Source organism: Lysobacter sp. DMC104, assembly GCF_056313665.1.
Window position 1 is genome coordinate 19,624 of sequence record NZ_JBQUZW010000008.1, and the last position, 20,750, is coordinate 40,373.

17 protein-coding genes are annotated in these 20,750 nt (G+C 69.5%); 10 read left to right on the forward strand and 7 right to left on the reverse strand.

The genetic code is table 11. The annotated features are described in order from the left end of the window. Position 1: 1 nt before the first annotated feature. From ACT53R_RS11340 to ACT53R_RS11365, 6 genes are all read right to left on the reverse strand, one after another. The gene (locus tag ACT53R_RS11340; protein ID WP_476171985.1) at positions 2 to 442 is read right to left on the reverse strand and encodes a hypothetical protein; all 441 of its coding nucleotides are present in this window, start codon (positions 440 to 442) and stop codon (positions 2 to 4) included. Positions 443 to 449: 7 nt separating this feature from the next. After that, positions 450 to 1,919, reverse strand: coding sequence for a dihydrolipoamide acetyltransferase family protein (locus ACT53R_RS11345; RefSeq protein ID WP_476171986.1), 1,470 nt, complete (start codon positions 1,917 to 1,919; stop codon positions 450 to 452). Continuing rightward, positions 1,916 to 2,281 (reverse strand): SH3 domain-containing protein, encoded by a 366-nt coding sequence (locus tag ACT53R_RS11350; RefSeq protein ID WP_476171987.1) that lies wholly within the window; start codon positions 2,279 to 2,281, stop codon positions 1,916 to 1,918. The genes ACT53R_RS11345 and ACT53R_RS11350 overlap by 4 nt, the downstream gene beginning before the upstream one ends. Positions 2,282 to 2,288: 7 nt before the next feature. Further along, complete coding sequence (locus tag ACT53R_RS11355) at positions 2,289 to 3,308, reverse strand: alpha-ketoacid dehydrogenase subunit beta (RefSeq protein ID WP_476171988.1); 1,020 nt, start codon at positions 3,306 to 3,308, stop codon at positions 2,289 to 2,291. Further along, positions 3,271 to 4,353: a pyruvate dehydrogenase (acetyl-transferring) E1 component subunit alpha gene (gene pdhA, locus ACT53R_RS11360; protein WP_476171989.1), complete on the reverse strand. Its 1,083-nt coding sequence runs from the start codon at positions 4,351 to 4,353 to the stop codon at positions 3,271 to 3,273. The genes ACT53R_RS11355 and pdhA overlap by 38 nt, the downstream gene beginning before the upstream one ends. Positions 4,354 to 4,544: 191 nt before the next feature. Beyond that, the gene (locus tag ACT53R_RS11365; protein ID WP_476171990.1) at positions 4,545 to 9,368 is read right to left on the reverse strand and encodes a Calx-beta domain-containing protein; all 4,824 of its coding nucleotides are present in this window, start codon (positions 9,366 to 9,368) and stop codon (positions 4,545 to 4,547) included. Between the two features lie 282 nt (positions 9,369 to 9,650). Here ACT53R_RS11365 and ACT53R_RS11370 point away from each other — a divergent pair, with 282 nt between their 5' ends. The 4 genes from ACT53R_RS11370 (at position 9,651) to ACT53R_RS11385 (ending at position 13,571) form a co-directional block, all read left to right on the forward strand. Further along, the gene (locus ACT53R_RS11370; protein WP_476171991.1) at positions 9,651 to 10,511 is read left to right on the forward strand and encodes a tryptophan 2,3-dioxygenase; all 861 of its coding nucleotides are present in this window, start codon (positions 9,651 to 9,653) and stop codon (positions 10,509 to 10,511) included. A gap of 7 nt (positions 10,512 to 10,518) precedes the next feature. Continuing rightward, positions 10,519 to 11,166 carry an energy-coupling factor ABC transporter permease gene (locus tag ACT53R_RS11375; protein ID WP_476171992.1) on the forward strand — a complete coding sequence of 216 codons (648 nt, stop codon included), beginning with the start codon at positions 10,519 to 10,521 and terminating at the stop codon, positions 11,164 to 11,166. Positions 11,167 to 11,421: 255 nt separating this feature from the next. Then, complete coding sequence (locus tag ACT53R_RS11380; protein WP_476171993.1) at positions 11,422 to 12,951, forward strand: peptide MFS transporter; 1,530 nt, start codon at positions 11,422 to 11,424, stop codon at positions 12,949 to 12,951. 188 nt (positions 12,952 to 13,139) lie between these two features. Next, on the forward strand, positions 13,140 to 13,571 hold the full coding sequence (locus tag ACT53R_RS11385) for a hypothetical protein (RefSeq protein WP_476171994.1): 432 nt from the start codon (positions 13,140 to 13,142) through the stop codon (positions 13,569 to 13,571). Positions 13,572 to 13,577: 6 nt separating this feature from the next. Here the strand turns inward: ACT53R_RS11385 and ACT53R_RS11390 are convergent, their stop codons facing one another. Next, positions 13,578 to 14,045, reverse strand: coding sequence for a MarR family winged helix-turn-helix transcriptional regulator (locus tag ACT53R_RS11390; RefSeq protein ID WP_476171995.1), 468 nt, complete (start codon positions 14,043 to 14,045; stop codon positions 13,578 to 13,580). A gap of 100 nt (positions 14,046 to 14,145) precedes the next feature. Between ACT53R_RS11390 and hppD the strand changes: the two genes are divergently transcribed. The 6 genes from hppD to nhaD all read left to right on the forward strand — a co-directional run bounded on the left by hppD (position 14,146) and on the right by nhaD (position 20,726). Then, positions 14,146 to 15,240 carry a 4-hydroxyphenylpyruvate dioxygenase gene (gene hppD / locus ACT53R_RS11395; RefSeq protein WP_476171996.1) on the forward strand — a complete coding sequence of 365 codons (1,095 nt, stop codon included), beginning with the start codon at positions 14,146 to 14,148 and terminating at the stop codon, positions 15,238 to 15,240. A 76-nt stretch (positions 15,241 to 15,316) separates the two neighbouring features. After that, on the forward strand, positions 15,317 to 15,721 hold the full coding sequence (locus ACT53R_RS11400) for an endonuclease domain-containing protein (RefSeq protein WP_476171997.1): 405 nt from the start codon (positions 15,317 to 15,319) through the stop codon (positions 15,719 to 15,721). Further along, positions 15,718 to 17,022 carry a homogentisate 1,2-dioxygenase gene (gene hmgA / locus ACT53R_RS11405; protein WP_476171998.1) on the forward strand — a complete coding sequence of 435 codons (1,305 nt, stop codon included), beginning with the start codon at positions 15,718 to 15,720 and terminating at the stop codon, positions 17,020 to 17,022. Before ACT53R_RS11400 ends, hmgA begins: the two co-directional genes overlap by 4 nt. 119 nt (positions 17,023 to 17,141) lie before the next feature. Beyond that, positions 17,142 to 18,092, forward strand: coding sequence for a sodium:calcium antiporter (locus ACT53R_RS11410; RefSeq protein WP_476171999.1), 951 nt, complete (start codon positions 17,142 to 17,144; stop codon positions 18,090 to 18,092). A gap of 13 nt (positions 18,093 to 18,105) precedes the next feature. Next, the gene (nhaA, locus tag ACT53R_RS11415) at positions 18,106 to 19,359 is read left to right on the forward strand and encodes a Na+/H+ antiporter NhaA (protein ID WP_476172000.1); all 1,254 of its coding nucleotides are present in this window, start codon (positions 18,106 to 18,108) and stop codon (positions 19,357 to 19,359) included. Further along, complete coding sequence (gene nhaD, locus ACT53R_RS11420) at positions 19,359 to 20,726, forward strand: sodium:proton antiporter NhaD (protein ID WP_476172001.1); 1,368 nt, start codon at positions 19,359 to 19,361, stop codon at positions 20,724 to 20,726. Before nhaA ends, nhaD begins: the two co-directional genes overlap by 1 nt. Positions 20,727 to 20,750: the final 24 nt, after the last annotated feature.

The following is a 20,750-nucleotide window of genomic DNA, read 5'->3' on the forward strand; positions in this document are numbered from 1 at the left end:
ATCACGTCGGCAGCGGCGGCTGCCCCAGTGACGCCATCAGCCGGTTCACGTCCGCCCGCGCCATCGAGCGCGGCAGTCGCACGAGGAAGCCGCCGCCGCTCAGGGCGATGTCGCCCTTCACCAGCAGGCCGTCGATCTGCACGTAGACCTTCAATGTATGGCGGTCACCGTCGCCGTCGTATTCGACGAACGCCGGTGCGGTGAGCAGGTTGCGGCCGCGCTTGTAGACCTGCTTGGTGCCCTCGGTGCGCACGTGGCGGAAGCCGTGCGCTTTCGCCCAGGTCGCGACGAGGCCGCGCACGTCGCCTTCGCGCGTGAAGGCGATGGTGTCGCACGGGCGCTTCATGCCGCGTGCGACCAGCGCCATCACGTTGACCAGCCCCATGCCGCAGACGGCACCGAAGGCGCCGAAGACCAGCATCGAGGTCGCGATGGGGGACATCGCGCGCTCAGCCCGCCAGCGCCAGGTCGTCGAGCATCGCGCGCAGGAAGCGCGCGGCCTCGCCGCCGGTGCAGGCGCGGTGGTCGAAGGTCAGCGACAGCGGGATGACCTTGTGCGATTCGAAGCCGCCGATCACCGGGGTGATCTGGTGGCGCGCGCGGCCGGCGGCGACGATCGCGACGCACGGCGGCACGATCACCGGCGTGGCGTAGCGGCCGGCGAACATGCCGAAGTTCGACAGCGAGATCGTGTAGCCGCTGAGTTCCGAGGACGGCAGGCTGCGCTCTTCGACCTGCGCGCGCAGGCGGTTCACGCTCTCGCGCACGCCGCGCGCGTCGAGCAGGTGCGCGTTGCGCAGCGCGGGCACGAACAGACCGTCGTCGGTGTCGACCGCGATGCCGACGTCGACGTGCGGATGCAGCGTGCGGGTCAGCGCGTCGCCGTCGAACCACGCATTGAGCGCGGGGACGGCCTTCGCCGCGGCGACGATCGCGCGCACCAGGCGCACGGTGACGTCGTTGCCGGGCGTCCACGCCTGGATGTCGGCGTCGTCGCACAGCGTGGTCGGCACCACCTTCGCGTGCGCGTCGGCCATCACCCGCGCCATGTTGCGGCGCACGCCCTTGAGCTGTTCCGGCTGGCCGGTGGCGGATACCGAAGGCGGCTGCGTGCGCATCGGCTTGCCGCTGGCGGAAAGCTGCGTGCGCTGCGCCGGTGCGGCCGTCGACGCGATGCCTCCACCCACGCCCGCTGCGTGCGCATCGCCCCCACCCATTCGCGCGATGCGCGAATCTCCCTCCCCCGCATGCGGGGGAGGGTTGGGGAGGGGGACGCCCGGCTTGGCAGAGCCATCCGCCGCCGCACGCTTCACGTCGTCCATCGTCACCACGCCATCGGTGCCGCTGGCGCGCACGCGCGACAGATCGACGCCGAGCTTGCGCGCCATCGCGCGCACCGCCGGCATCGCCTTCACGCCGCCGACCGCGACCGCGGCCTCGACGTGCACGGCGTCGGAGGTCTGCATCGCGCCGACGACGGTGCCGGCGTCGTCGCGCTTTTCACCTCTCCCCTCGGGAGAGGTCGCCGCGCTCTGCGCGGCGGGTGAGGGTGCGGCAACCGACGCAGTGTCGCGTGCGGACGGACCCTCTCCCCCGGCCCCTCTCCCGGTGGGAGAGGGGGGCGACGCATGGTGGTGCCCCGTGTCCTGGCCTTCCGCGCGCTGCGGCAGCGAAGGATCGATCTCGAATTCCGCGAGCATCGTGCCGGTGACGACGACCGCGCCGGCCTCGCCCGCGAGCCGCAGCACCTTGCCCGACACCGGCGACGGCACTTCGACCACCGCCTTCGCGGTCTCCATCGACACCAGCGGCGCGTCGAGGCGGATGACATCACCCGGCTTCACGAACCACTCCACGATGGTCGCGTCCGGCAGGCCTTCGCCGAGGTCGGGGAGGAGGAAGATCTTGGTCTGGCTCATGCAATCTCTCTTTCGGATTGTCCGTTTGGTTGGAGGTGCCCGTCGGGCACCCATCCACGTTGTCCATCGCTGCGTTCGCACCACCACCAGCCGCCGAGTTCCGAATGCAGCTCGACCTCATCGCCGGCCTGCACGTCGAGTTCCTGCGCGGAGTAATCGCGCAGCGCTTCCGCACGGCCGTCGCCGAGTGGCTTGAGCCAGTCGATCGGTGCCCAGCCGGCGTTGCCGTCGGCGGTGGTCGTCCACGCGAACGCGGGCCATTCGGTGTCGCGTGCGCCGAGCGTCACCACGTCGCCGGCCGCGAACCGGATCGGGTTCGCGTACTGCGTGCGGTAGGCGCGGACGACGCGGGCGCGGGGCATCGCCGGATCAGCCCGCCGCCATCGCCCGCTTTGCCGCAGCGACGATTTTCTCGACGCTCGGCAGGTACTTCATTTCCAGGCGGAACAGCGGGATGTGGGTGTCGTAGCCGGTGACGCGCTCGACCGGCGCGCGCAGGTCGTACATCGATTCGTGCGCGAGGCGCGCGGCGATCTCGGCGCCGAAGCCGGCGGTCCGCGGCGCTTCATGCACGATCACGCAGCGACCGGTCTTCGATACGGACTCGGCGATGGTGACGAAGTCGAGCGGCTTGAGCGTGGCGACGTCGATGACCTCGGCGCTGATGCCGTCCTTCGCGAGCGCGTCGGCGGCTTCCAGGCATTCCTTCACCTGCGCGCCCCAGGTCACCAGCGTGACGTCGGTGCCGTCGCGCAGCACGTAGCACACGTCCAGCGGCAGGGCTTCGCCGTCGTCGGGCACGAGTTCCTTGTACTGGCGGTAGATGCGCTTGGGTTCCATGTAGATGACCGGATCCGGGTCGCGGATCGCGGCCAGTAGCAGGCCGTAGGCGCGCTGCGGCGAGGACGGCATCACCACGCGCAGGCCGGGCACGTTGGTGAAGATCGCCTCATTGGCTTCGCTGTGATGTTCCGGCGCGCGGATGCCGCCGCCCCACGGCACGCGCAGCACCATGGGGCAGGTGAGGCGGCCGCGGGTGCGGTAACGGAAGCGCGCGGCGTGGCAGATGATGTGGTCGACCATCGGGTAGACGAAGCCGTCGAACTGCGCTTCCGCCACCGGGCGCATGCCCTGCGCGGCTAAGCCGACGGTGAGGCCGGCGATGGTGGTTTCGTCCAGCGGCGTGTCGAGCACGCGGTCGGGACCGAAGATCTGTTGTAGGCCGGCAGTGGCGCGGAACACGCCGCCATTGACGCCGACATCCTCGCCGAGCACGAGCACGCGTTCGTCGGCGCGCATCTCGTACGCGAGCGCCTGGGTAATCGCTTCGATCAATGTGATGGGTGCACCGTCAGCCATGCTTGCGGCCCTCCGCGGCGATGACGGCATCGCGCTGGGCGACGAAGTCCTGCGGCAGCTCGGCGTAGAGATAATCGAACATCGCGGTCACCGGCTGCACCGGCGTCTCCAGGTAGGCGTTGATCTCGATGTCGACGCGCTTGCCGCAGTCGTCGATCCAGGCGGCTTCCTGCGCCTCGTCCCACAGGCCGGTCTGCGTCAGGTACGTGCGCAGGCGCGCGACCGGTTCGCGGGTCCACGCGGCCTTCACTTCGTCTTCGTTGCGGTAGCGGCGTGCGTCGTCGGCGGTGGTGTGGTCGTGCAGGCGGTAGGTCATGAACTCGATGACGCTGCCGCCTTCGCCGTTGCGGGCGCGGTCGAGCGCGCGGCGCATGCCTTCGAGCACGGCGATCAGGTCGTTGCCGTCCACCTGCAGGCAGTGCAGGCCGCCGGCGAGGCCCTTCTGCGCCAGCGTCGGCGCGCCGGTCTGCGCCTTGCGCGGGACCGAGATCGCCCAGCCGTTGTTGATGATGCACTGGACGAAGGGCAGGGCGTAGGCGCCGGCGGAATTGATCGCGGCGTAGGTGTCGGTCTTCGAGCTGCCGCCATCGCCGCAGCAGGCCACGGCGACGCGCGGTTCGTTGCGCAGCTTGAACGCGAGCGCGGCGCCCGCGGCGTGCAGGCACTGGGTGGAGATCGGCACGCACCAGGCGTAGTCGTGCTTCGGCGCTTCGGCGAAGTCGTTGCCGCGCTCGTCGCCGCCCCAGTACAGCAGGATCTCGCGCGGGCGCACGCCGCGCACGATCTGCGCGCCGTATTCGCGGTAGCTGGGCGCGAACACGTCTTCGCGCTGCATCGACGCGCCGATGCCGACGTGCGTGGCCTCGTGGCCGAGGCAGCTGGCGTAGGTGCCGAGCTTGCCGGTGCGCTGCAGGGCGATCGCCTTGCTGTCGAAGGTGCGCACGAACAGCATCTGCTTGAACCACGGCAGCAGCGTGGCGGGATCGGCGAAGGCGGCGGGTGGTTCGGCGACCAGCGTTCCATCGGGGCCGAGGTATTGCAGGGATTCGATTTCGAAGCGTGCGGCGACGGTCATCGTGCGTCCGGTCCGTGAGCGGTGCGCGGATGATACCCGCAGCGCCGCGAGGGTCCGTTGCGCAGCGCGTCATGACGTCGCGCATGCGATGGCGTATGGCCGCATGCCTGCGTGAAACGCCGTGGTTTCCGCGCAAAAAAAAGAAGCGCGGCCGGAGCCGCGCTTCTGGGGTGACGCAGGTTTGCCGCGGTTCAGCGACGGCAGTAACGGTGCTCGCAGATGTCCGGCAGGGCGGAACCGGTGACCACGCGGGTCACCGTGTTGTTGGCCGTGTTCGGATCGGTCGTGGTCGAGGTCACCGTGGAGGTGATGCTGATCGCCTTCACGCCGCGGCCGGCCAGCGCCAGGCCGAAGAATGCATCGGTGCCCGAGGGCATCGCGGCGCTGGCGGTGCAGGTGAAGCGGAAGCCGGTGCCCACGCTGGCGCTGGTGCAGGTCCAGCCGGCGGCCGGCACGATCGACACGTTGCGGAGCAGCATGTTGCCGGTGATCGTCAGCACCGGGGCGTTGGCGCTGGTCGGGCCGGCGTTGTGCACGCCGACCAGATACACGCCGGCGCGCTCGCTGCGGCCGATCATCCGCACCGACAGGTCGGCGCTGTTGTTGGCGATCGAGACGGTGTCGCTGCCGCTGTTGTTGGCGGCGACGTTGTCGGGCGAAGTCGATGCGACCGTGGTGGTCAGGCGCACCGTGCGGCCGGCCAGCGCGGCCGTGGCCGGGAAGCTGGCGGCGAACGAGGCGCTGGCACCCGACGCGACCGGCGCGGACGCCGAGCACGACACGGTGGTGTTGCCGCCGGCCTGCACCGGCGCGGCGCAGGTCCAGCCGGCCGGGGCGGTGACGACCGGGGCGACGGTGGCGTCGAAGGTCAGGGTCGCGGTGGCGGCCGTGGCGGCGCTGGGACCGGCGTTGGTCACCGTGGCCGTGTAGGTCGCGGTGCCGCCGATCTGCACGCCGCCCGAGGTCGCGACGACGCTGGCCGACAGGTCGGCGTTGGCGTCGATGAAGACCTCGGCGGTGGCCACGTTGTTGCCCGGGTTGGTGTCGGCCGTCGCCGAGGCCGCGGTGGCGGTCAGGGTGACGGTCTGGCCGCCCAGGGCGGAGGTGGCGGCGAAGCTGGCGCCGAAGGTGCCGCTGGCACCGATGGCGAACGGCGTCGTGGTGCAGGTCACGCTGGTGTTGCCGCCGGCCTGGGCCGGCGCGGCGCAGGTCCAGCCGCCCGCCGGCGTCACCGTCGGCGCGACCAGGGCGTCGAACACGAGCGTCACCGACGCGCTGTCGGCGATGTTCGGGCCGGCGTTGGACACCGTGACCGAGTAGGTCGCGGTGCCGCCCACCGGCACGGTGCCGCCGCTGGTGGCGGTGGCCGACAGGTCGGCGACGGCGCGGACATCGACCGTGGCGACGGCCGAGTTGTTGTCCTTGTTCGGGTCGGTGGTCTGCGAGGTCACGGCCGCGGCGAGCGACAGCGACTGGCCGCCCAGCGCGGCATCGGCCGGCACGGTGGCGTTGAAGAACGCGCTCGTGCCGGTGGCGAAGACCGGCGTGGTGCAGGTGACGGTCGTGGTGGTGGCGTCCTGCACCGGCGCATCGCAGGTCCAGCCGCCCGGCGGGGTGACGGTCGGCGAGACCAGGCCGCCGAACACCAGCGCGACGCCGGCGAACTGCGCGCTGTCGACGCCGAGGTTGTCGATGGCGACGCTGAAGGTGGCGATGCCGCCCACGTCGACGGGGCCGGCGCTGGAGGCGGTGATCGACAGATCGGCCTCGGCGATGACCTGCACGCTGGCGGTGGCCGCGTTGTCGGCGTTGGCCGGATCGGCCGTCTGCGACGCGACGGCCGCGTTCAGGACGAGGTCGCTGTTGGCCAGGTCGGCGCCGGCGACGACGTCGGCGGTGAAGGTGGCGCTGTCGCCGTTCGCCAGCGACGGCGTGGTGCAGGTGACGGTGGTGCTGGTCGCGGTCTGGGTGGCCGCGGCGCAGGTCCAGCCGGCCGGCGCGGTGACGACCGGCGAGACCACGGCGTTGAACACCAGCGCGACCGAGGCCGAGGCGGCGTCGTTCGGGCCGGCATTGTCGACGCTGACCGTGTAGGTCGCGGTGCCGCCGACGTGCAGGCTGGCCGGGGTGGCCGAGGCGGCGACCGACAGGTTCGCGCTGCGGAACGCGGCGACGGTGATCGCCACGCGCACCGGGTCATGGTCGGAGATGCGGGTCGGGGTGCCGGCCACGCCGTAGTTCAGGACGCTGAAGTCGGCATCGATGCGGGCGTGTTCGACCGAGATGTCGCTGGCATCCAGCACCATGGCCTCGTTGACCAGGGCATGGTCCAGCGTCTGCGCGTTGCCGTCGAACGTGTACGAGTAACGCTCGGCCGGATCGGCGGTCAGCAGCGAGCCATCGACCAGCGGGGTGGTGATCGGGCTGGGCAGCCAGGTGATGACCTGGTCCTCGGCGACCTGGTCGCCGCGGACGATGCCCATCACGTCGACGTAGCCGTCGCTGAACTGGTAGGCGTTGAAGTCACCCAGCAGGATGACGCGCTCGCTGGGGTTGGCGGTCTGGATGCTCTGCACCAGGTTGGCCAGGAACACCGCCTGCTGGCCGCGCTTGTTGCGCACGCGGTCGCCCTCGGTCGGCCAGCCGCTGCTGCCGGCCGTGGTGTCGTCCAGGCCGTTGAGCGAACGCAGGTGGTTGATGATGACCGTGACCGGGTAGGTGGCACCGTTCTCGTGGTGCACCACCGCGCGCAGCAGCAGCGGCGGACGGTCGTTCAGCAGGCTGGTGCTGCCGTCCGGGTTGTTGAAGACGGTGGTCTTGCCGTACTGCGTCACTTCCAGCACTTCGACGCGCTGGGCGGCGCCCGCGACTCGGGTGTTGACCAGGTAGCCGACGTTGATGCCGCCGACGTCGTTGCCCTGCACGAGGTACGGGACGTACACCGGCGCGCTGGCGCAGGTGCCGTTGATGCGATCGGCGAGCATGCCGATGACGCGCAGGTTCTCCACTTCCACCAGGCCCAGGATGTCCGGGGTCTTGAGCTGGTTGCAGATGGCCAGCGTGGCCTTGGTGAGGCGCTTGTCCAGCGCGGCGGCGGTCAGCGTGGTGGCGCCGTTGCCGTCGTTGATCTCGTCGAAGAAGCGCTGCAGGTTGAAGCTGGAGATCGTCACGGCGTCGGCGCCGGCGTCCGTCACCGGGGTCGGGGTCTTGCCGCCGCTGAGCGTGCCGGAACCGACGTCGGGCAGCAGCGCCCACACGCCCGAGAAGTAGTCGAGCACGCCGGTCATGTTGGTGATCTGCGTGTCGACCTCGGGGGTCAGCGAGGTCGCGCCGACCTGGCCGCGGCTGCGGACCATGATGCGTTCGGCGTTGTGGTCGAAGCGCGGCGGGTTCTTGCCGGCCGGCACCGGGAACAGGTCGAGCACGTCCAGGCCCGGCTCGCGGAACGGACGCGCCACGCCGGCCAGCACGGTCTGGAACACGCCCGTGGTGCTGGCGTTGGCGCTGGACTCGGTGATGTTGCCGTCGGTGGGCGCCACCACGCGGCCGCTGGCCATCGTGACGCGCATGCCTTCGAGCTTCTCGGCCGTGCCCGGGGTGGCGCCGGGACCGAAGTCGGCGGTGGTCAGCACGACCGGGGTCGGCAGCGGGTTGCCGCTGGACAGCGACACCACCGTCGGCGACACCAGTTCGGTGATCGACAGCTGGTTGAGGTTGCTGGTCGGGGTGAACTCGCTGACCGTCGCGGTGACGCGCACGCGGTTGCCCACGGCGGCCGCGGCCGGCGGTGCGGTCGAGGTGAAGACGAAGATGCCTTCCGAGGTGTTCGGATCGGCGTCGGCCTCGGCGTCGGGCGCCTGCAGGAAGAAGCCGTTGTTGAACTTCAGCGCGGTGACGATGCCTTCGGTGACGACCACGCCGCCGTTGAGCGACGACACCAGGCCGTTGCCCTGGATGTCGTGGATCGGCACGACGTTGACGTCGTCGTTGAGGATCGTGCCCAGGCCCTGGCCGTCGGAGACGTTGGCGCCGGTCGCGGAGACGATGTTGACGAAGAAGGTCTCGTCGGGTTCGGTGGCGGTGTCGCCGATCACGTCGACGGTGATCGTGGTCGAGGTGGCGCCCTGCGGGATGGTGACGGTGCCGCTGGCGGTCGTGTAGTCGCTGCCGGCCGTGGCGGTGCCGTTGGCGGTGGCGTACTGGATGGTGACGCCGCCGGCGCCGGCCGGCTGGCTCAGGCCGAAGCCGAAGGTGAACGTGGTGGTGCCGCTGTTGCCTTCGGTGGCGCTGACGTCGTTGATCGCCAGCGCGGGCGTGGCCGAGCCGGTGGTGGTCAGCGAGAAGTCGTCGACCGCGAGGCCGTCGTCGGCGCCGGAGGCGTCGGCGTCGACCCAGCGGATGCAGAAGCTCGCGCCGTTGGCGATCGCCAGGCTGCCGATGGTGGCGGTGATCGCGGTGCGATTGCCGGCGGCGTTGCCGTCCTTCGCGCCGGTGGTGGCGGTATTCGGGGTGACGAAGTTCAGCGCCGCGAAGTCGGTCCAGGTGCCGGTCGTGATCGACGTGGCGTCGAGGCTGTACTGGAAGTTGACGTTGTCGACGCGCGCCGCGGTGCCCAGGCGCCACTCTTCGCCGGTGTAGGCGATGTCGAGGCTGCTCAGGGTGGTGCCGGTGTTGTTGGTGAAGCAGGCGCCGATGACCGGGATCAGCGTGCCGCTGCGCAGGCTGCCGAACGCGCGTTCGGTGCTGCCGGCGGCGCCGTAGCTGTAGGTGTCGCCGGTGGTGCTGGCGCCGGTGTCGACGGCGTATTGCTCGTTGTCGCGTGCGCCGCCGCCGGTTTCATTCAACTGCCAGCCCTGCGGCAGCGCGGTGTTCGTCGTGGAGCCGGCGGTGTTCGACAGCGTGTCGAAGTTCTGCGAGTACGTGCCGCCGGTCAGGCTGACGTTCTGCGCGAGTGCCGGTGCACCGAAGCCGCAGAGCAGCAGCAATGGCAGCCCGCAGCGGATGAGGTGCGGCATGGAGCCGGCCGCATGTCTGCGGCCCGAGAAACGAAGCATGGTGATCCCCCGATACCAGATGAGACCCGCGACAGCGCGCGGGGCCGGCAATTGTGACGGAAATCCTCCCGCATGTGGATTGCATTCCGATGACTGGCGGCGGCGATGCAGCTTGCCCGATCCCCGCGCGATCGTGGCCGGATCGGAGGTGATGCGCGATTTTCGACGGCACTGTTGCTTCCCCGGCAACGATCGCCCCGTGCGCGGCAGCCGTTCCATACGCTCCTGCGCTACCCTGTATGGATGACTCTGGAACGCAACGAACGTCCGCTCGAGGCGGGCATCCACACCGACCTCGCGGGCCGGATGACCTACGGCGGCTACCTGCACCTGGATCGCCTGCTGACGTCCCAGCACCCGCTGTCGGACCCGCCGCACCACGACGAGATGCTGTTCATCGTCCAGCACCAGGTGGCCGAGCTGTGGATGAAGCTGCTGGTGCACGAGCTGAGCGCCGCGGTCGACCATCTGCGCCACGATCGCGTCTGGCAGTTCGGCAAGGTCGCCGCGCGCTGCAAGCGCGTGCAGGAGCAGCTGACCTCGATGTGGGCGGTGCTGGAAACGCTGACGCCGTCGGAATACATGGAATTCCGCGCCGTGCTCGGGCCGTCGTCGGGGTTCCAGTCGCTGCAGTACCGCACCATCGAATTCCTGATGGGCAACAAGAACGCCGACATGCTGCGCGTGTTCGAGTACGACGCCGAAGTGCAGGCGCACCTGCGCGCGGTGCTGGAAGCGCCCAGTCTGTACGACGAGTTCCTGCGCTACCTCGCGCGCTGGGGCCATGCGGTGCCGGAGGCGCACGTCGAGCGCGACTGGACGAAGGCGCACGTGTCCGATCCGGCGCTGCTGCCGGTGTTCGAGCGCATCTACGAGGACACCGGCACGTACTGGCGCGAGTACGCGCTGTGCGAGGACCTGGTCGACCTGGAGACGCAGTTCCAGATCTGGCGCTTCCGCCACCTGCGCACGGTGATGCGGGTGATCGGCTTCAAGCGCGGCACCGGCGGTTCCAGCGGCGCCGGCTTCCTCAAGCAGGCGCTGGACCTGACCTTCTTCCCCGAGCTGTTCGAAGTGCGTTCCTCCGTCGGGCCGGGACGCTAGGCCGCGCATGGACGCCGTGCCGCTGCCGCCGGTCGCGCAGGGACTCGCCTGGGCAGGCGCGGCGGCGGTGCTGGCCTGGGCGGCGCGACGCCTGCCCTGGCACAAGGTGCGCAACGACGCCGAAGCCGTGCGCGTGCTGGCGATCGCCACGCTGCTGCTGGCCGGCATGCGCTGGTTCAACGCCGACGCGCTGCAGGGCGTGAAGCTGCATTTCCTCGGCGCCACTGCGGCGACGCTGATGTTCGGCCCGCGCTTCGCGCTGTGGTCGCTGGCGATGGTCAGCGCCGCGGCCACCGCGATGGGCAGCGACTGGCAGGGCTGGGCGGCGGATTTCCTGGTCTGCGGCGCGGTGCCGGTGCTCGTCACCGAGGCGGTGGGCCGCTTCATCGAATCGCGGCTGCCGCAGAACCCGCTGGTGTATGTCTGGATCCGCGGCTTCCTCGGCGGCGCGCTGGCGATCGCCGCCGCGAACCTGCTGAAGGCGGGCGTGTCCGCGTGGCTGGACGATCCCGCGCTCGCGGCGTATCTCGCGGCCACGCCGCCGATGATGTTCGGCGAAGGCTTCTTCTGCGGCGGGACGATGGCGCTGGTCGTCGTCTACCGACCGCAGTGGTGCGCCAGCTTCGACGACGCACGCTACCTGCGTTCGCGCTGACGCCGCGGCGCGCCGGCCCGACCAGTCGAAGCCGGCCTGCCGAAGCGGGCCTGTCGACGCCGGCTTGCCGACCGTGGCGATCCGCCGTCCGGCGTGGACGCGCGGCCGGGCGGCCGGCATCCTGCACGAGACCGGCCTGCTGCGGCGCAGCAGGCACCGCGGTTTGACGCCCGCAACCCGGTCGGTCATCCTCCGGCGGCCCGCCCCGCGGCGCGGCTTCGATTCCCGTTTCCATCGCCAGCAGAGAGAAACCGCATGAGCGGAGCGTCCGTTTCAGACGACCGAACCCAGGTCATTCCCGACTTCCAGCAGGTCCTGGGGCATCCCAGGCCGCTGTGGATGCTCTTCATGTCCGAGTTCTGGGAGCGCTTCGCGTTCTACGGCATCCGCTGGGCGATGACGCTGTACATCGTCGCCCAGTTCCACGGCGGCGAAGCGTCCGGCGAGAAGCCGGCCAGCGAGCTCTACGGCGCCTATCTGGCGCTGGTCTACGCCGGCGCGATCTTCGGCGGCTACGTCGCCGACAAGCTGATCGGCTACCAGCGCTCGATCCTGCTCGGCGCAGTGATCATGGCCATCGGCCTGTTCATGCTGGCGGTGCCCACCGAGACGGTCTTCAAGCTCGGCCTCGCCACCATCATCGTCGGCAACGGCCTGTTCAAGCCGATCATCTCGACCATGGTCGGCAAGCTCTACATGCAGGGCGATGCGCGCCGCGACGCCGGCTTCACCATCTTCTACATGGGCATCAACCTCGGCGCGTTCCTCGCGCCGCTGATCACCCAGTACCTGGCGAAGAAGGTCTTCGGCGCCGAGATGCCCGCCTACAAGGTGGTGTTCATCGCCGCCGGCATCGGCATGCTGGTCAGCCTCGTGTGGTTCTGGTTCGGCCGCAGCCAGCTCAAGGGCATCGGCCTGCCGCCGCCGGAAGCGACCAGCCTCAAGCGCGTGGCGCTGGTGGCGATCGGCGCCGCCGCGGCGATCCCGGTGTTCTACGCGCTGCTCACCATCGACGCCACGGTGCTGCAGTACATCCTGATGGCGCTGCTGGTCGGCCCGGCCATCATGCTGCTGGTCGAAGGCATCCGCGAAGGCAGCGTGCCGCGCGACAAGGTGATCGCGATGCTGATCATCCTCGCGTTCAACGTGTTCTTCTGGTGCTTCTTCGAGCAGGCCGGCAGCTCGTTCAACTTCCTCGCCGAGAAGATCGTCAACCGTGACATCGGCATGCACGGGCTGTTCAGCACCTTCGCCGGCGAGCCGGCGTTCCCGGTGTCGTGGTTCCAGAGCGTGAACTCGGTGGCGATCATCACCCTCGCGCCGATCATCGCGTGGATCTGGGTGAAGATGGGCCGCGCCAACCCGTCGATCCCGCGCAAGTTCAGCCTCGGCCTGATCTTCAACGGCCTGGCCTTCCTGCTGCTGATGTTCGCGCTGACCAAGCTGATCGGCGACGACGGCAAGATCCCGTTCTGGACGCTGTTCGCGGTGTACTGGATCCAGTCCGTCGGCGAGCTGTGCCTGTCGCCGATCGGCCTGTCGATGGTGACCAAGCTGGCGCCGCCGCGTCTCGCCGGTTTCGCGATGGGCGCGTGGTTCCTGTCGATTGCGATCGGCAACAACCTCGCGGGCATCTTCGCCGGCCACGCCAGCGGCGAGGGCGGCATGACCACCGGTTCGGCGCTGACGGCCTACACGATGGGCTTCTACATCCTCGCCGGCGCCGGCGTGCTGCTGTTCGTGGTCGGCGGCCTGGTCAACAAGCTGATGCACGGCGTGAAGTAAGGCGCCGCGTGCGCCACGGCGCGCGGACGACAGCGTCCGCGCCGCAAGGGGGCAAGGGACGGGTCCGTGCATGCGCGGGCCCGTTTTCCGATGAGGGAGGCGCCGGAGGATGCCGGCGTGGCGTCATTCGCGAAGGATCGAGGGGTGTCGTCCACGGACCATGGGGTCCGAACCAGGGGAGATCCGCGATGCAAGCAGCCCATCGGCCATCGTCGACGTACTGGATCGTCGCGATCCTGATGCTGGCCTGGAACGCGATGGGCGTGATGGCCTACATCGCGCAGGCGACCATGACGCCCGACGCGCTCGCGGCGCTGCCGCCGGCCGAGCGTGCGGCCTACGCGGCGATCCCGGCCTGGGTCACGGCCGCCTATGCCTTCGCCGTGTTCGGCGGTTTCTCCGGCTGCCTGCTGCTGCTCGTGCGCAGCCGATGGGCGCTGCTCGTGCTGTTGCTGTCGCTGCTGGGCGTGCTCGCGCAGATGACCTACGTCGTGCTGATCGCGAAGGCCTACGCGACCTTCGGTCCGCGCGGCCTGATCATGCCCGCGCTGGTGATCGCCGGGGCCTCGTTCCTGCTGTGGTACGCCGGCCGCGCCGCGCGTCGCGGCTGGCTGTACTGACGCGCCTCAGGCGCCGTCGAGGTCGCGCAGGCCGAGCGCCAGCTTCTCCAGCAAGCGCTCCAGTTGATCCTTCTCGCCCTCGGCGAAATGCGCCAGCAGTGCGCGTTCGCGGGCCAGCGCCATCGGCACCACTTCGTCGTAGATGCCGTAGCCGGCGGCGCTGAGTTCCAGCACGGAACGGCGGCGATCGTCGCCGTGCGTGTCGCGCTGCACCAGTCCCCGTTCCAGCATCCGCGCCAGCGCGCGGCTCACGGCGACCTTGTCCATCGCCGTGCGTTCGGCCACGCCGTTCGCCGACAGCCCCGGCTCGCGTCCCAGCACCGCGATCACCCGCCACTCGGTGATGCCGATGCCGAAGCGCGCCATGTAGATCTCGGCGATGTGCTGGCTGATGCGATTGCTGACCACGCTCAGCCGGTAGGGCAGGAAATGCTCGAGGTCGAGCCGCGCATGCGGGGGGGCGTCGGCGGTCATGGTGTCCCTTGCATATAGTTTCATCTGAAACTATATTCGCGGCACGCGGCCGCCGCAAGCGCGGCCGTGCTTCGTCTCGCCCGCCTCCAGGAAGCCCGCCATGAATGCACAGCCCGATCCCGGCATGTCGATCGTCACCTTCGAGAACCCGATGGGCATCGACGGCTTCGAGTTCGTCGAATTCGCCGCGCCCGCGGACCAGGCCGCGCACCTGCACGACTACCTGCGCCGCCTCGGCTTCGTGATGGTCGCGAAGCACAAGACGCGTGCCATCAGCACGTATCGCCAGGGCGACTGCACGTTCCTGGTCAATGAAGATCCCGATTCGTTCGCGGCCGATTTCGCCGCCAAGCACGGCCCCTGCGCCTGCGGCTTCGCGATCCGCGTCAACAAGCTCGCCGAATGGGTGCGGGTGCAGGCGCTGAAGAACGGCGCCACGCCGATCACGCACAAGGAACTGACCAAGGCCGTCGCCGCGCCGGTCATCGAAGGCATCGGCGGCTGCATGCTGTACATCGTCGATCGCTACGACGACCAGGGCACCATCCACGATCCGGACTACGAATGGCTGCCGGGCGCCGAGATGATGCCGAAAGGCCTGGGCCTGACCTTCATCGACCACCTCACCCACAACCTCTACTTCGGCAACATGGAGAAGTGGGCGGATTACTACGAGCGCCTGTTCAACTTCCGCGAGATCCGCTACTTCGACATCAAGGGCGCGAAGACCGGCCTGCTGTCGAAGGCGATGACCGCGCCGGACGGCATCGTGCGCATCCCGCTGAACCAGTCCAGCGATCCGAAGTCGCAGATCAACGAGTACCTGCAGCAGTACAACGGCGAAGGCATCCAGCACATCGCCTGTTTCACCGACGACATCTACGTCACCGTCGAGGCGATGCGCGCCAACGGCATCGAGTTCCTGGACACGCCGGACACCTACTTCGACGTCGTCGACGAACGCGTGCCGAACCACGGCGAGGACCTCGCGCGGCTGGCGAAGAACAAGATCCTGATCGACGCCGACCCGAACGATTCGCAGCGCAAGCTGCTGCAGATCTTCACCCAGAACGCGATCGGCCCGATCTTCTTCGAGATCATCCAGCGCAAGGGCAACGAAGGCTTCGGCGAAGGCAACTTCAAGGCGCTGTTCGAGAGCATCGAGCGCGACCAGATGCGTCGCGGCGTGCTGTAGGGTCCCCTCGCTCCTTCGCGTTCTCCCCTCTCCTGCGGGAGAGGGGCCGGGGGAGAGGGCAGGCGAAGCGACGACGATGAAACCGCCATTGCCGACCGACACCCTGGCGCATTCGCGACGGCTTCGTCGCGAGATGACCGACGCGGAACGCGCGCTCTGGCGTCATCTCCGTGCCGGCCAGCTCGAAGGTGCCAAGTTCCGCCGGCAGCACCCGCTGCCGCCCTGGATCGCCGACTTCTGCTGCATCGATGCGCGCCTGATCGTGGAAGTCGACGGTTCCCAGCACTCGCCGGACAGCGACGCTTTGCGCAGGCATGCGCTCGGAAGCCGCGGCTGGCGCATCGCACGATTCTGGAATCACGACGTGTTGCGGCAGACCGAAGCGGTCGTCGACGAAATCTGGAGACTCGTCGCCGATCCGACCCTCTCCCCAACCCCTCTCCCGCCGGGAGAGGGGCCAAAAGCGAGCGAAATCCCATGAAATCCAACGGCTACCAATCCGGTTTCGGCAACGAGTTCGCCAGCGAGGCGCTGCCCGGCGCGCTGCCGGTGGGACGCAATTCGCCGCAGCAGGTCGCGCACGGGCTGTACGCGGAGCAGATCAACGGCACTGCGTTCACCGCGCCGCGGCACCAGAACCACCGCACCTGGACGTACCGCATCCGGCCGGGCGTGATGCACGGCGGCTTCGTCGCCCACGTGCAGCCGGAATTCCACAACGATTTCGGCGACGGCCCGGTGCCGCCGGACCAACTGCGCTGGAGCCCGCTGCCGCTGCCGGGCTCCGATGCCGCCGCGGCCGCGGTCGATTTCATCGATGGCCTGTTCACGATGGCCGGCAACGGCTCGCCCGTGGCGATGTCGGGCGTCGCCATCCATCTGTACGCGGCGAACCGCGACATGGACGGCCGTTTCTTCTACGACGCCGACGCCGAACTGCTGATCGTGCCGCAGCAGGGCCGGCTGAAGATCGACACCGAGCTGGGCGTGGTCGAGGTCGAGCCGCAGGAAATCGCGGTGATCCCGCGCGGCATCCGCTTCCGCGTGTCGCTGCCCGACGGCGTCGCCCGCGGCTACGTGTGCGAGAACTTCGGCGCGTTCCTGCGCATCCCGGACCTCGGTCCGATCGGCAGCAACGGCCTCGCGAATCCGCGCGACTTCCTCACGCCCAATGCGGCCTACGAGGATATCGAAGGCGATTTCGAACTGATCGCCAAGTTCCAGGGCCACCTCTGGCGTGCGCCGATCGACCATTCGCCGCTGGACGTCGTGGCGTGGCATGGCAACCATGCGCCGTACAAGTACGACCTGCGCCGCTTCAACACGATCGGTTCGATCAGTTACGACCATCCCGATCCCAGCATCTTCCTCGTGCTGACCTCGCCCACCGATTCCGCGGGCGTGGGCAATCTGGACTTCGTGATCTTCCCGCCGCGCATCCTGGCGATGGAGAACACGTTCCGGCCGCCGTGGTTCCACCGCAACATCGCCAGCGAGTTCATGGGCCTGATCCATGGCGTGTACGACGCCAAGGCCGACGGCTTCCTGCCCGGTGGCTGCTCGATCCACAACTGCATGACCGGCCACGGCCCGGATGCGGCGACGTTCGAGAAGGCCTCGCACAGCGACACGTCGAAGCCGGACTACATCCGCGAGACGATGGCCTTCATGTTCGAGACGCGGGCCACGATCCGGCCCACGCGGCAGGCACTGGACGCCGCGCATCGCCAGCGCGAGTACACGCAGTGCTGGGCCGGCCTGCGCAAGCACTTCACCGGCTGATCCTCTCGACTCGATCCGCGCGGCCGGCGATGCCGCCGCCACGCGCAGCGCGGGCGGCGGTGGGCCGGGGTCGCCATCTGGCATAGAATCGGGCGATTGATCCTTCCGGAGAACGCGCGATGTTCGAGGCCATCGGCTGGTGCGTGCTGGCGCTGGCATTGCTGGCGCTGGGCGGCGATTCGGTGCTCAAGGGCGCGTCCGGGCTGGCGCGGCGCTTCGGGCTGTCGGCGTTCGCCACCGGCCTGCTGCTGGTGGCCTTCGGCACGTCGATCCCGGAACTCGCGGTCAACCTCCGCGCGCTGTTCGTCGGCAGCCAGAGCCTCGCGCTCGGCAACGCCATCGGCAGCAACATCGTCAACGTCGGTCTCACCCTGGGCCTCGCGGCCATCGCCGCGCCGCTGGCGGTGCGCTGGCGTGCGCTGGGGCCGCTGCTGGCCTGCCTCGTCGCCGCGACCATCGCGGTGATCGCGCTGGGCTACGACGGCGTGCTCTCGCGCATCGAAGGCGTCGGCCTGGTCGTCGCGTTCGTGGCGGTGCTGGCCTTCGTGCTGACCCGCAGCGGCCGCGAATCGCCCGAACTGCACGCGACGCTCGCCGGCTACCTCGACACCGACACCGGCCTGGGCCGCAACCTGCTGCGCTTCGCGCTCGGTGGCGCGTTCCTGTTCTACGGCGCGAAGCTGCTGGTGACGCACGCGCCGGTCGTGGGCCTCGCATGGGGCTTCACGCCGCTGATCACCGGCCTGATCGTGGTCGCGATCGCCACCGCCGTGCCCGAAGCCGCGGCGGCCGTGGGCGCGGCGCGGCGCGGACTCGGCGACATCGTCGTCGGCCACGTCATCGGCTCCAGCCTGTTCAACCTGCTGATCGTGGTCGGCGGCATGGCCGCGATCCGCGACCTGCCGGTGCCGGATTCGTTCGTGCGCTTCGAGTTGCCGGCGGCGCTGGCGTCGGCGCTGCTGCTGTATCCGATGCTGCGCCGCGACCTGCAGATCAGTCGCGCCGAAGGCGGGGTGCTGCTGCTGGCCTTCCTCGGCTGGCTGGCGTTCGAACTGTTCGGTGCGGGCTGAGCGGGGTCACGGCATGGCGACCGGCGGCCTTGCCCGCGTCCTGCCGCCGCGCGCGGCGCGTGCGTTGCAGGAATTCTTCCGGCTGGAGGCCGCGGGCGGCATCCTGCTGATCGCCGCCGCGTTGCTGGCGATGCTGTCGGCGAACTCGCCGCTGTCTGGCCTGTACGACGGCTTCCGCGACCTGCCGGTGCAGGTGCGCGTAGGGCCGCTTGACCTCGCCAAGCCGTTGCTGCTGTGGATCAACGATGGCCTGATGGCGATCTTCTTCCTGCTGGTCGCGCTGGAGATCAAGCGCGAAGTGCTCAGCGGGCAATTGTCGAGCGTCGGCCAGTTGCTGCAACCGCTGCTGTGCGCCGCGGCCGGCGTGGCGTTGCCGGCGGTGATCTACGCCACGATCAACCACGGCGACGCGACGGCGATGCGCGGTTGGGCGATTCCCGCCGCCACCGACATCGCGTTCGCGCTCGGCATCCTGTCGCTGCTCGGCTCGCGCGCGCCGGTGGCGATGAAGCTGCTGCTGTCGACGATCGCGGTGCTCGACGACCTCGCCGCGATCGTCATCATCGCGCTGTTCTACACCAGTGAACTCTCCGGCGTCGCGCTCGCCGCGGCCGGCGTCGCGATCGCGATCATGCTCACGCTGAACCGCTTCGGCGTGCGCGCGCTCACGCCGTACCTGCTGCTCGGCGTCGTGGTCTGGGTGTGCGTGCTGAAGTCGGGCGTGCACGCGACGCTGGCTGGCGTCGTCACCGGCTTGATGATCCCGCATGTGCGCCGCGACGACGACGTCGACGACGAGATCGAGCATTCGCCGCTGGAGCATCTCGAACACGCGCTGCATCCGTGGGTGGCGTACGGCATCCTGCCGCTGTTCGCGTTCGCCAATGCCGGGTTGTCGCTCGCCGGCCTGTCGCCGGCCGACGCGCTGGCGCCGGTGCCGCTGGGTATCGCGCTGGGGCTGCTGCTGGGCAAGCCGATCGGCATCGTCACCGCGGCGGTGCTGGCGCACGTCACCGGGCTTGCGCGCTTCGGCGAGGGCATGACCTTCCGCGCGGTGGTCGGGCTCGGGCTGCTGTGCGGGATCGGCTTCACGATGAGCCTGTTCATCGCCTCGCTGGCGTTCGAGGCTGCGCCCGCGCTGGCGCGCGACAGCGTCCTCGGCGTGCTCGCCGCGTCGGTATTGGCCGCGATCTCGGGTTACGTCTGGCTGCGCGTCGCGCTGCCGCCGGCGCCGGAGCGCGTGCCGGATGCGCCGTCCGCGCCCTGATGGCCGGCGTCGATTTCACCGCGCACTGGGCCGGGATCGCGGCGATCGTGCTGTTCGTCGCCGCCTACGCGCTGGTGATCGCCGAGGAATCCACGCAGCTGCGCAAGTCGCAGCCGATGATGCTGGCCGCGGCGGTGATCTGGGCCGTGCTGGCGGTGGCGTCGGCGCCGCTGGGTGCTTCCGAACAGCTCGCCGAGGCGGTGCGCCACTACCTCGTCGAATACGCGGAATTGCTGCTGTTCCTGCTCGCGGCGATGACCTACGTCAACGCGATGAGCGAGCGCCGCCTGTTCGAGGCGTTGCGCGCGCGGCTGCTGCGTCGCGGCTGGGGGTACCGTCGATTGTTCTGGGCCACCGGCGCATTGGCGTTCCCGATGTCGGCGCTGATCGACAACCTCACCACCGCGCTGGTGATGTGCGCGGTGGTGCTGGCGGTGGGGCGCGACAGCCCGAAGTTCGTCGCGCTGGCCTGCGTGAACATCGTCGTCGCCGCCAACGCCGGCGGCGCGTTCACGCCGTTCGGCGACATCACCACGCTGATGGTCTGGCAGCACGGACACGTCGCGTTCTGGACGTTCTTCGCGCTGTTCCTGCCGGCGCTGGTGAACTGGCTGGTGCCGGCGCTGTGCATGCATCCGGCGGTGCCGGCGGGCGCACCGGTGCCGTCCGACGAATCCGTGTCGCTGCGCCGCGGCGCGCTGGCCATCGTCGCGCTGTTCGCGCTGACCATCGTGCTGGCGGTCGGCTTCCATCAGTTCCTGCACCTGCCGCCGTTCCTCGGGATGATGGCCGGGCTGGCGCTGCTGAAGCTCTACGGTTGGCGACTCTCGCGCACGGTCGCCGCGCGCGATGCGCAGGGCGCCCAGAACGAGTATGTCCAGGAGCAGGCCGACTTCGATCGCCAGGGCGCGCCCGGTGATGTCGACGCCTTCGACAGCTACGAGCAGGTGGCGCGCGCCGAGTGGGACACGCTGCTGTTCTTCTTCGGCGTGATCCTCTGCGTCGGCGCGCTCGGTTACTGCGGCTGGCTGGCGCTGGGTTCGCAGGTGTTCTACGGCGACCTCGGCGCGACGCAGGCGAACATCCTCGTCGGCCTGCTGTCCGCGGTGCTCGACAACATCCCGATGATGGTCGCAGTCCTGCAGATGGCGCCGGACATGAGCACCGGCCAGTGGCTGCTGGTCACGCTCACCGCCGGCGTCGGCGGCAGCCTGCTGTCGGTGGGCTCGGCCGCGGGCGTGGCGCTGATGGGGCAGGCGCGCGGGCAGTACACGTTCTTCGGCCACCTGAAATGGACGTGGGCGGTGGCGCTGGGCTACGCCGCGTCGATCGCGGTCCACTTCGCGGTCAACGCGCGGTACTTCTGAACGATGACGCTGCCACGATGAAAG